Annotated in this window: 14 protein-coding genes; 6 read left to right on the forward strand and 8 right to left on the reverse strand. The window is 64.0% G+C overall.

From position 1 onward, the window contains the following. The first annotated feature begins 23 nt into the window (after positions 1-23). The 3 genes from rplQ (at position 24) to bfr (ending at position 2,718) form a co-directional block, all read left to right on the forward strand. Positions 24-410 carry a 50S ribosomal protein L17 gene (gene rplQ, locus KVG96_RS00240; protein WP_007955635.1) on the forward strand — a complete coding sequence of 129 codons (387 nt, stop codon included), beginning with the start codon at positions 24-26 and terminating at the stop codon, positions 408-410. A 239-nt stretch (positions 411-649) separates the two neighbouring features. Then, positions 650-2,104, forward strand: a complete 1,455-nt coding sequence (locus tag KVG96_RS00245; protein WP_217890379.1) for a catalase — start codon at positions 650-652, stop codon at positions 2,102-2,104. 149 nt (positions 2,105-2,253) lie between these two features. Beyond that, positions 2,254-2,718 carry a bacterioferritin gene (gene bfr / locus KVG96_RS00250; protein ID WP_085585816.1) on the forward strand — a complete coding sequence of 155 codons (465 nt, stop codon included), beginning with the start codon at positions 2,254-2,256 and terminating at the stop codon, positions 2,716-2,718. 63 nt (positions 2,719-2,781) lie between these two features. On the opposite strand, the gene uvrA is transcribed toward bfr, so the two are convergent. Continuing rightward, the gene (uvrA, locus tag KVG96_RS00255) at positions 2,782-5,616 is read right to left on the reverse strand and encodes an excinuclease ABC subunit UvrA (RefSeq protein ID WP_217890380.1); all 2,835 of its coding nucleotides are present in this window, start codon (positions 5,614-5,616) and stop codon (positions 2,782-2,784) included. A 191-nt stretch (positions 5,617-5,807) separates the two neighbouring features. Between uvrA and KVG96_RS00260 the strand changes: the two genes are divergently transcribed. Together KVG96_RS00260 and KVG96_RS00265 are read left to right on the forward strand one after the other, a co-directional pair. Next, positions 5,808-7,205, forward strand: coding sequence for an MFS transporter (locus tag KVG96_RS00260; RefSeq protein ID WP_217890381.1), 1,398 nt, complete (start codon positions 5,808-5,810; stop codon positions 7,203-7,205). 9 nt (positions 7,206-7,214) lie between these two features. Then, complete coding sequence (locus KVG96_RS00265; RefSeq protein WP_085585822.1) at positions 7,215-7,739, forward strand: single-stranded DNA-binding protein; 525 nt, start codon at positions 7,215-7,217, stop codon at positions 7,737-7,739. 146 nt (positions 7,740-7,885) lie between these two features. Here KVG96_RS00265 and KVG96_RS00270 read toward each other — a convergent pair whose 3' ends face one another. From KVG96_RS00270 to KVG96_RS00300, 7 genes are all read right to left on the reverse strand, one after another. Further along, entirely contained in the window at positions 7,886-9,043 is a 1,158-nt protein-coding gene (locus KVG96_RS00270; RefSeq protein WP_217890382.1) for a glutathionylspermidine synthase family protein, read from the reverse strand. 2 nt (positions 9,044-9,045) lie between these two features. Beyond that, positions 9,046-9,735, reverse strand: coding sequence for a DUF1190 domain-containing protein (locus KVG96_RS00275; protein ID WP_217890383.1), 690 nt, complete (start codon positions 9,733-9,735; stop codon positions 9,046-9,048). A gap of 17 nt (positions 9,736-9,752) precedes the next feature. After that, positions 9,753-10,178 carry a DUF350 domain-containing protein gene (locus KVG96_RS00280; protein ID WP_217890384.1) on the reverse strand — a complete coding sequence of 142 codons (426 nt, stop codon included), beginning with the start codon at positions 10,176-10,178 and terminating at the stop codon, positions 9,753-9,755. Positions 10,179-10,193: 15 nt separating this feature from the next. Continuing rightward, complete coding sequence (locus tag KVG96_RS00285) at positions 10,194-10,844, reverse strand: DUF2491 family protein (RefSeq protein WP_217890385.1); 651 nt, start codon at positions 10,842-10,844, stop codon at positions 10,194-10,196. Between the two features lie 291 nt (positions 10,845-11,135). Further along, the gene (locus tag KVG96_RS00290) at positions 11,136-11,834 is read right to left on the reverse strand and encodes a PspA/IM30 family protein (protein WP_085585831.1); all 699 of its coding nucleotides are present in this window, start codon (positions 11,832-11,834) and stop codon (positions 11,136-11,138) included. Positions 11,835-11,851: 17 nt separating this feature from the next. Beyond that, positions 11,852-12,520 carry a YjfI family protein gene (locus KVG96_RS00295; protein WP_217890386.1) on the reverse strand — a complete coding sequence of 223 codons (669 nt, stop codon included), beginning with the start codon at positions 12,518-12,520 and terminating at the stop codon, positions 11,852-11,854. Positions 12,521-12,673: 153 nt separating this feature from the next. Further along, entirely contained in the window at positions 12,674-13,228 is a 555-nt protein-coding gene (locus KVG96_RS00300; RefSeq protein WP_217890387.1) for a cysteine hydrolase family protein, read from the reverse strand. A gap of 101 nt (positions 13,229-13,329) precedes the next feature. Here KVG96_RS00300 and KVG96_RS00305 point away from each other — a divergent pair, with 101 nt between their 5' ends. Next, positions 13,330-14,325 carry a GlxA family transcriptional regulator gene (locus KVG96_RS00305; RefSeq protein ID WP_217890388.1) on the forward strand — a complete coding sequence of 332 codons (996 nt, stop codon included), beginning with the start codon at positions 13,330-13,332 and terminating at the stop codon, positions 14,323-14,325. Positions 14,326-14,340: the final 15 nt, after the last annotated feature.

A 14,340-nucleotide genomic window follows, 5' to 3' on the forward strand; every position in this document is an offset into this window, starting at 1 on the left:
TTGTGTTTGGTAAGGAATGAACCATGCGTCATCGTAAAAGTGGTCGTCACCTGAGCCGCACCAGCTCCCACCGTAAGGCTATGTTCCAGAACATGGCGGTGTCGCTGTTCGAGCACGAGCTGATCAAAACTACTCTGCCAAAAGCCAAAGAACTGCGCCGCGTTGCCGAGCCGCTGATCACTCTGGCCAAGACAGACAGCGTTGCTAACCGTCGTCTGGCTTTCGACCGTACTCGTTCGAAAGCGATCGTCGGCAAGCTCTTCAACGATCTGGGCAAGCGTTACGCTACCCGTGAGGGTGGCTACCTGCGCATCCTCAAGTGCGGTTTCCGCGCTGGCGACAACGCTCCTATGGCGTACGTCGAGCTGGTTGATCGCGCTGTCGGCGGCGAAGCTGTATCCGCTGAGTAAGACGTCAGTCTGAAACAAAAAAACCGGGCCTGGTGCCCGGTTTTTTTGTGCCCGCAAGAAATGCGTCTTGCGTACAAGCCAATGCCTGCTTTCCGTTGTCATTATGTCGTGGGATGTGTAATTACAAATATCTATTGATGCCTGCAAGTTAATGAATTTGTAGCTGTCACATTGATGGTCAATACTCCCCACCAAGCCGATTAGCCGGCAGTTCCAGACTGACAGAGGAAGAAGATCGCATGAGCCAGAGCAAGACGCTTACGACCGCCAGTGGCGCACCTGTCGCCGACAACCAGAACTCTCGCTCCGCCGGGCCGCGGGGCCCATTGCTGTTGGATGACTTTCACCTGATCGAGAAGCTCGCCCACTTCAACCGCGAAAACATTCCGGAGCGTCGTGTGCATGCCAAAGGCTCGGGGGCTTACGGCACCTTCACGGTCACGCGCGACATCACTCAGTACACCCGGGCCAGTCTGTTCTCGGCGGTCGGCAAACAAACCCCGACGTTCCTGCGCTTCTCCACTGTGGGCGGTGAACGCGGCTCGGCAGACACTGAGCGGGATCCACGTGGCTTCGCGCTGAAGTTCTACACAGAGGAAGGCAATTGGGACATCGTCGGCAACAACACGCCAGTGTTCTTCATTCGTGACCCGCTGAAGTTCCCGGACTTCATCCACACCCAGAAACGCCTGTCGCAGAGCAACCTGAAAAGTGCACAGGCCATGTGGGATTTCTGGTCGCATTCCCCCGAGGCGCTGCACCAGGTCACGATCCTGTTTTCCGACCGCGGCATTCCCGACGGATACCGCCACATGCACGGCTTCGGCAGCCACACCTACAGCCTGATCAACGCCAACGGCGAACGTCATTGGGTGAAGTGGCACTACAAGACCCTGCAAGGCATCAAGAACCTGGCACCGGCGGACGCGGCCCGTTTGGCCGGCACCGATCCTGATTACGCCCAGCGTGATCTGTTTGAAGCCATCGAGCGCGGTGACTTCCCGAAATGGCGCGTGTGCATTCAGATCATGACCGAGGCCCAGGCCGCCGCGCATTACGAGAATCCGTTCGACGTGACCAAGACCTGGTCGCAGAAGGAGTTTCCGTTGATCGAAGTGGGCGAGCTCGAGCTCAACCGCAACCCGCTGAACTACTTTGCCGAGGTCGAGCAAGCGGCGTTCGGTCCAAGCAACATGGTGCCCGGCGTCGGCCTGTCGCCGGACCGCATGCTGCAAGGCCGCGTGTTCGCCTACGCCGATGCGCACCGTTACCGTGTCGGCACCAATCACCAGCAACTGCCGGTGAATGCACCGCGCAGCCCGGTGAACACCTATCAGCGCGACGGCTCCATGGCCTTCGGCAGCAACGGCGGGGCTGCGCCCAACTACGAGCCTAACAGCTACGTGGAGTCGCCGAAGCAGGCACCGCATTACGCGGAGCCGCCATTGGCCCTCAGCGGGGCTGCGGACCGCTACGATCACCGTGAAGACACCGACTACTACAGCCACGCCGGTGCGCTGTTCCGGCTGATGAGCGACGAGCAGAAGGCGTTGCTGACGAGCAACATTGCCGGTGCGATGGCCGGTGTGTCGAGCGATGTCGTCGACCGCCAGCTGCAGCATTTCTTCAAGGCCGACCCGGCGTATGGAGAAGCAATCGCAAAGCTGCTCAACGTACAGCTGAGCGAAGTCTAAACGAGAAGCAGAACCGCCCTCATTAGGGCGGTTTTTGCGTTATTTAGGCTGGTTTTCTAAGAATATCTTCGCTTTTATTGCGCGAAACGGGTGACCTTCCAGTCAGGTTGGTTCAAACTACAGACTTTCAGGAAGGGAGATGTAGGGCGATGCAAGGCCACCCAGACGTTATCGATTACCTCAACACGCTGCTGACCGGCGAACTGGCCGCGCGTGACCAATATTTCGTTCACTCGCGGATGTATGAGGACTGGGGATTCACCAAGCTCTACGAACGGATCAACCACGAGATGGAAGAAGAGGCCGGTCACGCAGACGCGCTGATGCGCCGGATCCTGATGCTCGAAGGCACGCCGCGCATGCGCCCGGATGACCTGGATGTCGGCACGACGGTGCCGGAAATGCTCGAGGCGGATCTGCGCCTGGAGTACAAGGTTCGCGCTGCGCTGTGCAAAGGCATCGAGCTCTGCGAGCAGCACAAGGACTACGTCAGCCGCGAGATCCTGCGGGTTCAGCTCAACGATACCGAGGAAGACCACACCTATTGGCTGGAAAAGCAGTTGGGCCTGATCAAGCTGATCGGTCTCGAGAACTACCTGCAATCCCACGCTTGAGGGTTGCGATGTAAAAGAGCCCCGGTCACTTCACGGTGACCGGGGCTTTTTCATGCCCGGGGATCAGGCCCGGTCGCGGATCAGCAACGGCTTGAGGTAATGGCCGGTGTGCGATTGCTTCATCTCGGCGACGTCCTCCGGCGTGCCGGTGGCGATGATCTGCCCGCCCTTGGAGCCGCCTTCAGGGCCCAGGTCCACCAGCCAGTCGGCGGTCTTGATCACATCCAGGTTGTGCTCGATCACCACCACGGTATTGCCGTGGTCGCGCAGGCGATGGAGCACGTCGAGCAGTTGCTGGATGTCGGCGAAGTGCAGGCCCGTGGTCGGCTCGTCGAGGATGTACAGGGTCTTGCCGGTGTCGCGCTTGGACAGCTCGCGGGACAGCTTGACCCGTTGCGCCTCGCCGCCGGACAGGGTCGTCGCCGACTGCCCGAGCTTGATGTACGACAGCCCCACGTCCATCAGCGTCTGCAGCTTGCGCGCCAGGGCCGGCACCGCGTCGAAGAACTCCCGCGCTTCCTCGATGGTCATTTCGAGGGTTTCGTGGATGCTCTTGCCCTTGTACTTGATCTCAAGGGTTTCGCGGTTGTAGCGCTTGCTCTTGCACACGTCGCACGGCACGTAGATGTCCGGCAGGAAGTGCATTTCCACCTTGATCAGGCCGTCGCCCTGGCAGGCCTCGCAGCGCCCGCCCTTGACGTTGAACGAGAAGCGCCCCGGGCCATAGCCCCGGGAGCGAGCCTCGGGGACGCCGGCGAACAGTTCGCGGATCGGCGTGAACAGCCCGGTGTAGGTCGCCGGGTTGGAGCGCGGTGTCCGGCCGATGGGGCTCTGGTCGATGTCGACCACCTTGTCGAGGTGTTCCAGGCCTTTGATGCTGTCGTGCGGCGCCGCTTCCAGGGTGGTGGCGCCGTTCAGCGCGGTGGCGCTCAGCGGGAACAGCGTGTTGTTGATCAGCGTCGATTTGCCCGAGCCGGACACGCCGGTCACGCACGTCAGCAGGCCGATCGGGATCTCCAGGTCGACGTTGCGCAGGTTGTTGCCGCGGGCGCCCTTGAGCGACAGCACCTGCTTCTTGTTGCGCGGCGTGCGCTTGGCGGGAACTTCGATCTTGACCCGCCCGGACAGGTACTTGCCGGTCAGGGACTCCGGATGCGCCATGACTTCGTCCGGCGAACCCTCGGCCACGATCTGCCCGCCATGGACGCCGGCGCCCGGGCCGATGTCCACCACGTAGTCGGCCAGGCGGATCGCGTCTTCGTCGTGCTCGACCACGATCACCGTGTTGCCGATGTCACGCAGGTGCTTGAGGGTGCCCAGCAGCCGGTCGTTGTCCCGCTGGTGCAGGCCGATGGACGGCTCGTCGAGGATGTACAGGACGCCGACCAGGCCTGCGCCGATCTGGCTGGCCAGGCGGATCCGCTGGGCCTCGCCGCCGGACAGGGTATCGGCGCTGCGGTCCAGCGACAGGTAGTCGAGGCCGACGTTGACCAGGAACTGCAGGCGCTCGCGGATCTCCTTGAGGATCTTGTCGGCGATCTCGCCGCGGCGGCCGGTCATCTTCAGGTCGCCGAAGTAGTCGCAGGCGTCGCCGATCGGCAGGTTGGTCACCGCCGGCAGGGTCTTCTCGCCGACCCATACGTGCCGTGCTTCGCGGCGCAGGCGGGTGCCGCGGCAATCCGGGCAGGCCTGGGTGCTGAGGAACTTGGCGAGTTCCTCGCGCACGCTGGCCGACTCGGTCTCGCGGTAGCGGCGTTCCAGGTTCGGCACGATGCCTTCGAACGGGTGCGAGCGCTTGACGATGTCGCCGCGGTCGTTGAGGTACTTGAAGTCGACGTTCTGCGAGCCGCTGCCGTGCAGGATGTACTTCTGGTGTTCGGCGGACAGCTGGTTGAATGGCTGCTCCAGGCTGAACCCGTAATGGGACGCCAGGGAGCCGAGCATCTGGAAGTAGTAGACGTTTCGCCGGTCCCAGCCGCGGATCGCGCCTTCGGCCAGGGTCAGTTCGCCGTTGACCAGGCGCTTGATGTCGAAGAACTGCTTCACGCCCAGGCCGTCGCAGGTCGGGCAGGCACCGGCCGGATTGTTGAAGGAGAACAGCTTCGGCTCCAGCTCGCTGATGGCGTGGCCGCAGACCGGGCAGGCGAAGCGCGCGGAGAAGATCATCTCCTCGCCCGGTTCGTCGTCCATCGGCGCCACCAGGGCGATGCCGTCCGCCAGCTTCAGCGCGGTCTCGAACGACTCGGCCAGGCGCTGCTGCAGGTCGGCGCGCACCTTGAAGCGGTCGACCACGACTTCGATCGTGTGCTTCTTCTGTTTATCCAGTTTCGGCAGTTCGTCGAGCTCGAAGAGCTTGCCGTTGACCCGGGCCCGGACGAAGCCCTGGGCGCGCAGCTCTTCGAACACCGACAGATGCTCGCCCTTGCGCTCGCGGATCACCGGCGCCAGCAGCATGAGCTTGCTGCCTTCGGGTTCGGCCAGCACCAGGTCGACCATCTGGCTGACGGTCTGCGCCTCCAGCGGGATGTCGTGGTCCGGGCAGCGCGGCGTGCCGACGCGGGCATAGAGCAGGCGCAGGTAGTCGTAGATTTCGGTGATGGTGCCGACCGTGGAGCGCGGGTTGTGCGAGGTCGACTTCTGTTCGATGGAGATCGCCGGCGACAGGCCTTCGATGGTGTCGACGTCGGGCTTTTCCATCATCGACAGGAACTGCCGGGCGTAGGCCGACAGGGACTCGACATAGCGGCGCTGGCCTTCGGCGTACAGCGTGTCGAAGGCCAGGGACGACTTGCCGGATCCGGACAGGCCGGTGATGACGATCAGCTTGTCCCGCGGCAGGGTCAGGTCGATGTTCTTCAGGTTGTGGGTACGGGCCCCACGAATCAGGATCTTGTCCAAAGTGGCCTCGCTCGGCGGGCGTCGAAAACACAGGAGTATAAGGCTAAATACTGGATGGATGCACACTATCGGGCGAAGGGATTTTTCCCTTGCATGAAGAGAATTTCATCTGCACGCGTCATAGCGTCGCGATATATCCCGTCAATCGGTGGGACTGGTAGAATCGCCGCCGGTTCACACGAGGTTTTTCCATGCACGATCCCCACAGCGAACGCATGAGTGGCAGCGAGACCCGCGCGGCGAGCGGTCTGGCCCTGGTGTTCGCCTTCCGTATGCTTGGCATGTTCATGGTGCTGCCGGTGCTGGCGACCTATGGCATGGACCTGGCGGGAGCGACCCCGGCCCTGATCGGGCTGGCGATCGGCGCTTACGGCCTGACCCAGGCGATTTTCCAGATCCCGTTCGGGATCATTTCCGACCGCATCGGCCGCCGGCCGGTGATCTACCTGGGCCTTGTGGTCTTCGCCCTCGGCAGCGTGCTGGCCGCCCAGGCCGATTCGATCTGGGGCGTGATCGCCGGGCGGATCCTGCAGGGCGCCGGTGCGATTTCCGCGGCGGTCATGGCGCTGCTCTCCGACCTGACCCGCGAACAGCACCGCACCAAGGCCATGGCCATGATCGGCATGACCATCGGCCTGTCGTTCGCCGTGGCCATGGTGGTCGGGCCGCTGCTGACCCGCGCGTTCGGCCTGTCCGGCCTGTTCCTGGCCACCGGCGCGATGGCGCTGGTCGGCATCGCGATCATCCTGTTCATGGTGCCGCGCTCCACCGGGCCGCTGAGCCACCGCGAGTCCGGCGTGGCCCGCCAGGCGCTGCTGCCGACGCTCAAGCATCCGGACCTGCTGCGCCTGGACCTGGGCATCTTCGTGCTGCACGCGATGCTGATGTCGAGCTTCGTCGCCTTGCCCCTGGCCCTGGTGGAAAAGGCCGGGCTGCCCAAGGAACAGCACTGGTGGGTCTACCTCACCGCGCTGCTGATCTCGTTCTTCGCCATGATCCCGTTCATCATCTACGGCGAGAAGCGACGCAAAATGAAACGAGTTTTGCTCGGCGCCGTGCTGACGCTGATGCTCACTGAGCTATTCTTCTGGCAGTTCGGCGACAGCCTGCGGGCGCTGGTGATCGGCACGGTGGTGTTCTTCACCGCGTTCAACCTGCTGGAGGCGTCCTTGCCGTCGCTGATCAGCAAGGTGTCGCCGGCGGGCGGGAAGGGCACGGCCATGGGCGTGTACTCCACCAGCCAGTTCCTGGGTTCCGCCCTGGGCGGGATCCTCGGCGGCTGGCTGTTCCAGCATGGCGGTCTGTCGGTTGTCTTCCTCGGATGTGCCGGCCTCGCTGCACTTTGGCTGGCCTTTGCTGTTACCATGCGCGAACCACCCTACGTGACGAGCCTGCGCTTGCCGTTGTCGCCCGAGGCGATCCGCGAAGCGGGTCTGGTCGAGCGCCTCAAGGCCCTCGTAGGGGTAACAGATGCAGTGATCGTCGCCGACGAAGCGGCTGTCTACATCAAACTGGATAAAGAATTAGTGGATCGCACCACCCTCGAACGCCTGGTGAACAACCCGGCCGAGGCGGCTTGCGAAGCCTAGGAGAACGTTATGGCCCGTGGGGTTAACAAAGTCATCTTGGTCGGCACTTGCGGCCAGGATCCCGAAGTACGCTACCTGCCCAACGGTAATGCCGTGACCAACCTGAGTCTGGCGACCAGCGAGCAGTGGACCGACAAGCAGACCGGCCAGAAGGTCGAGCGCACCGAGTGGCACCGCGTGTCGATGTTCGGCAAGGTCGCCGAGATCGCCGGCGAGTACCTGCGCAAAGGTTCGCAGGTCTACATCGAAGGCAAGCTGCAGACCCGCGAGTGGGAAAAGGACGGCATCAAGCGCTACACCACCGAAATCATCGTCGACATGCAGGGCACCATGCAGCTGCTGGGCGGCCGTCCGCAACAGGGCGACCAGAACAACTACCAGCAGGGCGGCGGCAACAACTACCAGCAGTCGGCCCCGCGCCAGCAGGCTCCGCGTCCGCAGCAGTCGGCTCCGCAGCAGCGTCCGGCGCCGCAGCAGGCCGCACCGCAGCCGGCTCCGGACTTCGACAGCTTCGATGACGACATTCCGTTCTGATTCGTTGCTGCACCTGCGCTGAATGAAAAAAGGCCCGTCGTTGAACACGACGGGCCTTTTTCGTTGGTGGCAGGCGGTGCCTTGGCCGACGCCATCGCCAGCCCGCTGGCGATGGCGTCAGTGAGAGCACCACATGGCAGGATCGCTCAGTCAAGGATCAGGTGCGGCAGGAACCGGCTCGAGTCCTTGGTGATCAGGCTGTTGTCTTCCCGTACGCCGATCCCCGCCGCCTGGTCGCCGATCACCCAGGAACCGATCAGCGTGTAGCTGTCGCCGAACTTCGGCAAAGGCGCGAATTCCTGCAGGATGAACGGCGCATCGGTGTAGGGCCCGTCCTCTTTGACGGTCAGGCCTTCTGCGGTCTGCAGCTCGATGTTGGCGCCTTCCCGGGAGAAGTACGGCTTGCGAACCCAGCCTTTGGGCACCGCAGCGCTCGGGTTCGGGTCGAGGTGGGCAGCCAGCAGGTTCGGATGGCCCTTGTGCATTTCCCACAACAGCGGCAGCACGCCCTTGTTGGAGAGGATGGCCTTCCACGCGGGCTCGAAGAACTGCGTGTCGCACTGGGCGATCGCCGCGCCGAACGGTTCGTGGAAGATGAACTCCCAGGCGTGCAACTTGAACAGGTGGGGGATCCAGCGCTCCTCCAGGTCGACGAAGCGGCCGTCGGCGCTCAGGCCGATGTCTTCGATGTCGATGTGGCGCGATTCGATGCCGGCCTTTTCCGCGATCAGGCGCAGGTAGTCCGTGGTGCCCTTGTCCTCGACGGAACCTTTCATGGAGGCGAAATAGAACGGCCGCTTCAGCTGCAGATGGACGAAAGCCTCGTGCAGGCGGGTGTCGATGCTGTTGAACTGGTCGGCGTGCGCCGGCAGCGTCCCGCGCGCGATGCCCTGTTCCAGCCAGCCCCACTGGAACGCCGCCGCCTCGTAGAGGCTGGTGGGGGTATCGTAGTTGAGCTCCAGCAGCTTCGCCGGGCCGTTGCCGCTGTAGGAGAAGTCCATGCGCCCGTACAGATGCGGATGACCCTCCAGCCAGGACGTGCGGATCATGTCGTAGTACGGCGCGGGAATGCTCAGGCGGTCCAGCAGCTCTTCGCTGTGCACCACCCGGTCCACCAGGTCCATGCACATCTCGTGCAGTTCGGCGGTCGGGTCCTCAAGGTCGTTTTCGATCTGCGCCAGGGTGAAGCGGTAGTACGCGCTTTCGTCCCAGTAAGGTTCGTCGTCGATGGTGTGGAACAGAAAGCCGAGGCTTTCGGCCGTCTGTTTCCAGTCGGGGCGCTCGGCGCACAGGATCTTTTCCATGGTCAGCTGCTCGAGCGACCCCAGCCGCCCCAGCCGCTGCGGGCGCTGGACTGGCTGCCGAAACCGCCGCGGGAGGTGGCCGAGGCCACGTTGACCGGTTTGCGGTAGTCGCTGTCGTAGTCCTGCCGGCTTCTGGCCGGCGCCGACTCGATCCGCCGGTTCAGCGTCGAGGTGTCATAGGTCTGGCGCGTGTTGCGTTCGCGGTAGACCGGCGGCGGGCTGTAGGTCGAACGGCTGTTGCTCAGGGCGTTGCCGATCAGCAGGCCGGTGAGGAAACCGTTGCCCGAACCGCCGGACGAGTGGGTGGTATGGGTCGTTTGGGCGGCCTGGGCTTCGCCGGCCGGCATCGGCGCATCGGCGATCGCATCCAGGTCCTGCACCGCTTCGCCGTTGCGCGGCACCTTGAAGCCCCCCAGCTTCGGCACGAACCGGCCGGCGGAATTCTTCTGGCACCAGTCGGCGGCAAAGTCTGCGTCGCAGGCGGCCTTGTCGTCGTAGGCCGGGGCGATGCGCCGGTGTTCGGCCAGGGCCGCGACGTACGCGTCCGAGCAGATGTCCGCCGCCACGTCGGCATCCACGCACTGTTCCACGCTCTGGAAGCTGCGCGGTTGCTCCACCGCGCCAGCCTGGCCGGAGATGGCCAGCGCCACCGAGGCGGCCAGGGACATCTGAACGTACTTGCTTCGTTTCATCACAGGCTCCCTGCCGGTCAGTTGGACGGTGTCATGCACGCAGCGTTGAGCATGCCCACGCTGATCGCCACGGCAGCGACGTAGATGCCGGAGGCGATTTCGCCGTTGGCGATGCGCTGGGACGTGCCCTTGAGCACCAGGCCGGTGGCCAGGAACGCCAGCAACTGAACCGCAGCGGCGATCACCGCCCAGAGGACGAAGTCGAGGAGGTTGATCGAGTAGGCGATGACGTTGCTCGCCGGGATGGCGAAACCGATGATCGCGCCGGACAGGGCGATGGCCGCGGCGCTGTTGCCGCTGCGGATCAGCTCGAATTCCTTGTGGGGGGTGATGCGGGTGTAGACGAACTGAAACAGCATGAACAGCAGCACGGCACCGATCAGGTAGACGACGAATCCGACCAGTGCGGTCTTGTTCAGGGAAACGGACAGCGCTTCCAGCATGGCAAACTTCCTTTTTTAAACAGTGCTCAGGTCGGTGGTGTACAGCGAGATGCCCAGCGAGGTGCTCAGGCTGACGGTGCCTTCTTCGTCCTGTTCGACGGAGAACAGCAGCAGTTCGCGACGCTCGGTCAGGCCGGTTTCCCGGGCGTAGAGCATCGAGTGGTGTTCGATGGTGTAGGTCTCGTCCGGGTTGGCGACGTGTTCGGTCAGCGGCACCAGTTCGGTCTGGCCGCGTTCGGTGCCCCACTCACGGCTGAACGACACGCCGTTGAGGGAGTAGGTCGGCAGGCCGACGGGGCTTTGGGCGCCGGCCAGGCGCTGCAGTTCCGCGTCGCTGTTGACGGTCACGTAGTCGACGTAGTTGAACAGCGTCACCGATTCGATCTGGTCGTCGCCGGTCACGTGGACCTGCAGCCAGAAATCTTCGTTGTCCAGGTAATAGCGGTGCAGCTTGTTCGACTGGCCGAGGTCGATCCAGCCGGCGCTCCAGATCGCCTGGGCGTCGGGCACCCGCACCGACGAGCTGCCGTCGAGCAGAAGCCCCAGGGTCGAGTCGAAACGGATTGCCTTGCCCTGCGCCAGGCCGAGCGGGCCGTCTGACGGTCCGGACGTTTGCGGTGCCGTCTGCCGGTTGCTGGTGCCCAGCAAGTCTTTGAACCATCCCATGGGTACTGTCCTTGAGGCGGGTGGAGGTGATCGTCAGCGAAAAGCGCGGCTAGTGTACCGGGCTGCGGGCTGAACGAGCAGAGGGATTTGCCGATGCCGGAGCGACTGCCTCGTCCTGCGGTGCCCTGGCAGACGCCTTCGCGGGCAAGCCCGCTCCCACAGAGGGGGCGGTGAATGCCGAGTCTGCGGTCACCGCCCTGCAATGTGGGAGCGGGCTTGCCCGCGAAGGCGGGGTGTCAGGCGACAGTGGTTTCAACTGACCGCCCGCTCCCGCAGATGTTGTTGCAGGGATTACTGGGCCGACTTCTGCTTCAGGCGCTCAAGGATCGCGTTGGCGCTGCCTTCGTTCGGCGTGATGCCGGCTTCGCGCAGCTTGCGGTCCAGGTCGTTGCCGGTCGAGGCATCGGCCAGTTCGTCCGCAGCGCTGAGCTCGGCGGCACGCTGTTGCTGCTTGGCTTGCAGACGGTTCAGCGTACCGACGGCGGTCTCTAGCTTGCCGTTGGCGCCGCCGCTGGCGATGGAGGCGCTGACCTGGGCCTTCTGCACGCTTTCGCGGGCCTTGGCCATGTCCACTTGCTGGCGCAGGCTCTTGATCCGCGCTTCGGCCTTGTTGATGTCCTTGCGCATGTTCTCGGCGTAGGTGCCGAATTCGTCGCTTTGTTTCTTCTCGGCGTCGAGGTCGTTGGTCAGGGTCGAGATCGCTTCGGCCACTTCCAGCGCCAGGTCTTCGCGGCCGGCGTTCAGGGCCGACACGGCCTTGGCTTCCAGGTCCTTGATCTTGGCGTCGTACTCGCTCACGCGGTCGGCGGACAGCTTGTGCTTGGCCATGATGGTGACCAGCTCGCGGCGGGCGTTGGACAGGGCGCTGTCGGCATCGCGGATTTCCTGGTCGAGGATGCGCAGGGCCTGTTGGTCGACGATCGCTTCGCCGACTTCGTTGGCGCCGCCGCGCAGTGCGGTGAACAACTTGCTCCAGATGGACTGAGTCATTGGATTTTCCCTGTTGGTTACTTGAAGAAGTGCGCGAAGGCTTCGCTGGCGCGCTGCACGTTGTCGACCAGGGTCTTCACCTCGGTGACCACGTTGGTCAGGCTCGACTCGGCGCTGAGGGCGCCGAACATGTTGTAGACGGTCTGGCCGTTGGGCATGGACTCGATGCCGATGGACGACAACGGGAACATTTCCCGGCTGCGCAGCACGGCGTCGTTGAAGGCGCGCACGTCGGTGATCGAGTCGATGTCCACCAGCACGGTGTCGACGATGATCTGCGCACCGGCGATGGCGATGTGAATCGGCAGGCCGCCGAATTCGTTCATCTCCAGCTTGAGGCTGGGTTCGGAGCTCTGGATCAGAGACAGCGTGATCTCCTGCGAAACGACCTCGTCCAGCGCCTTGAAGGCGGTGTAGAGGCTATCGATGTTCCAGTTGTTGCCTGCGCTCATGTAATTCTCCGACATGAATGAGCCAGCCAGAATCGGTTGGCGTAGCTGTTGCTCCATTTGCTTGAGCACGCCCCGGTTCTCCGGGAGCACCCAAGCTTCGTGTTTCACATAACCGGCGGCCGCCAGGCCCGCGCGCATCTGCTTCATGTAGAAGCTCGACGGTTTCTTCGCGGACGGTGTCGAGCGCACTCCCTTGGGGCTTTTCGGTTCCGCATCGGGGGAGCGGCTTTTCATGGCGATGACTCCGTTATGAACATCTCACGCGTGAGCCACACTACAGCCAATCCAAAATGCCATCAATGGCTCACGCGTGAGATTTTTTCCGCCGCCCGAAAGAAGGCCCGCAACAGGGCGGGCCAAGGTTTTTCCAGTTGTTTCAAGCCAAGGTCAGCGGCTGGCCGACAGGAACTCGGCGGTGGAGACCACGGTGGCGTAGGCAAAGGCCAGCGACGCCATGAAGGCGGCATGGACATGGGCGGCCGGCACGGTGAGGCCGTTGAATTCCAGGTCACGGGTGGCGCAGGCGTCGTGGATCACCGTGACGCCGTAGCCCAGGTCCGCGGCGGCCCGGGTGATGCCGTCGATGCACATGTGGCTCATGCTGCCGACCACCACCAGTTCCTTGATGCCTTGCCCGTCGAGCAGCGCCTGCAGTTCGGTGTCGCGGAACGAATTGACGAAATGCTTGAGCACCACCGGCTCGCCGGCGCGGTTGAGCACTTTGGGGTGCAGCTTGGCGCCGTCGGAGCCGGGGGTGAAGAACGGCGCGTCGGCGGAGGTGAATTCGTGGCGGATGTGGATCACCGCGTCGCCCGTTTCGCGGAACGTGGCGAGCAGCCGGGCGGCGTTGTCGGCGGCGGCGTCGGCGCCGGTCAGCGTCCATTTGCCTTGGGGGAAGTAGTCGTTCTGGATATCGACTAGGATGAGCGCTTGCTTGGCCATGGGTGTGTCCTCGAAGGTTGGCGTGTCTGTGGGTTCAGTATTGGCGACGGGGCGCGTTCCGAGGATTGGCCGCCCCGACATTACACAGGGGAAAACTGACAATGGGCGCAGAAAGGGCCGTCGTCGAGCTGGGGGTGCTGATCTATCCCGGCGCGCAGATGGCGGCGGTGCATGGCCTGACCGACCTGTTCGCGGTGGCCGACGCCATCGCCGCCGAACATCAGACCGTGCAGCGCCCGCTGCTGCGGGTCAGCCATTGGCGGGCGGAAGACGAACGTGCGCCGGCGCGGGTCTACGACAGCCGCCCCGGCCCGGATGCCGGGCTGGTGGCGGTGACGATTCCACCCTCCATCGGCGGCTTCGATGCCGCAGCGGTGCCGGCCGGGCTGATGCCCTGGCTGCGCCAGCGGCACGCCGCCGGCGCGACGCTTGGCGGCGTCTGCGTGGGCTCCTGGCTGATGGCCGAAAGCGGCCTGCTGGACGGACGCCGCGCCACCGCGCACTGGACGGCGGCCAAGGCCTTCGCCGAACGCTATCCGGCCATCGAACTCAAGGCCGACACGCCGATCGTCGATGACGGCGACCTGATCACCACCGCCGGGCTGATGGCCTGGTCGGAGCTGGGGCTGCGGCTGGTCGACCGGCTGCTGGGGCCGAGCGTGGCCAGTGCCACCGCGCGGTTCCTGGTGGTGGAGCACATCGACAGCGCCAGCGAATGCGGCAGCAACTTCGCGCCGATCCTCAACCATGGCGACGCGGCGATCCTCAAGGTGCAGCACTGGCTGCAGGGCACCGGCGCGACCGACGTGTCGCTCGCGGCCATGGCCGAACGCGCCGCCTTGGAGGAGCGCACCTTCCTGCGCCGCTTCCGCGCGGCCACCGGCCTGAAACCCACCGAGTACTGCCAGCACCTGCGGGTGGGCAAGGCCCGGGAACTGCTCGAATTCACCAACGGCACCATCGACCATATCGCGTGGACGGTGGGGTATCAGGACCCCGGCGCGTTCCGGGCCACGTTCAAGAAGATCACGGGGCTGGCGCCGAGCGATTACCGCAAGAGATTTGGTAGCATGCCGCCATCACCGATCCGCCCCTGACAGGCCTCGGATCGG

Origin of the sequence: Pseudomonas ekonensis, from assembly GCF_019145435.1 — a bacterium.
GTDB lineage: Bacteria > Pseudomonadota > Gammaproteobacteria > Pseudomonadales > Pseudomonadaceae > Aquipseudomonas > Aquipseudomonas ekonensis.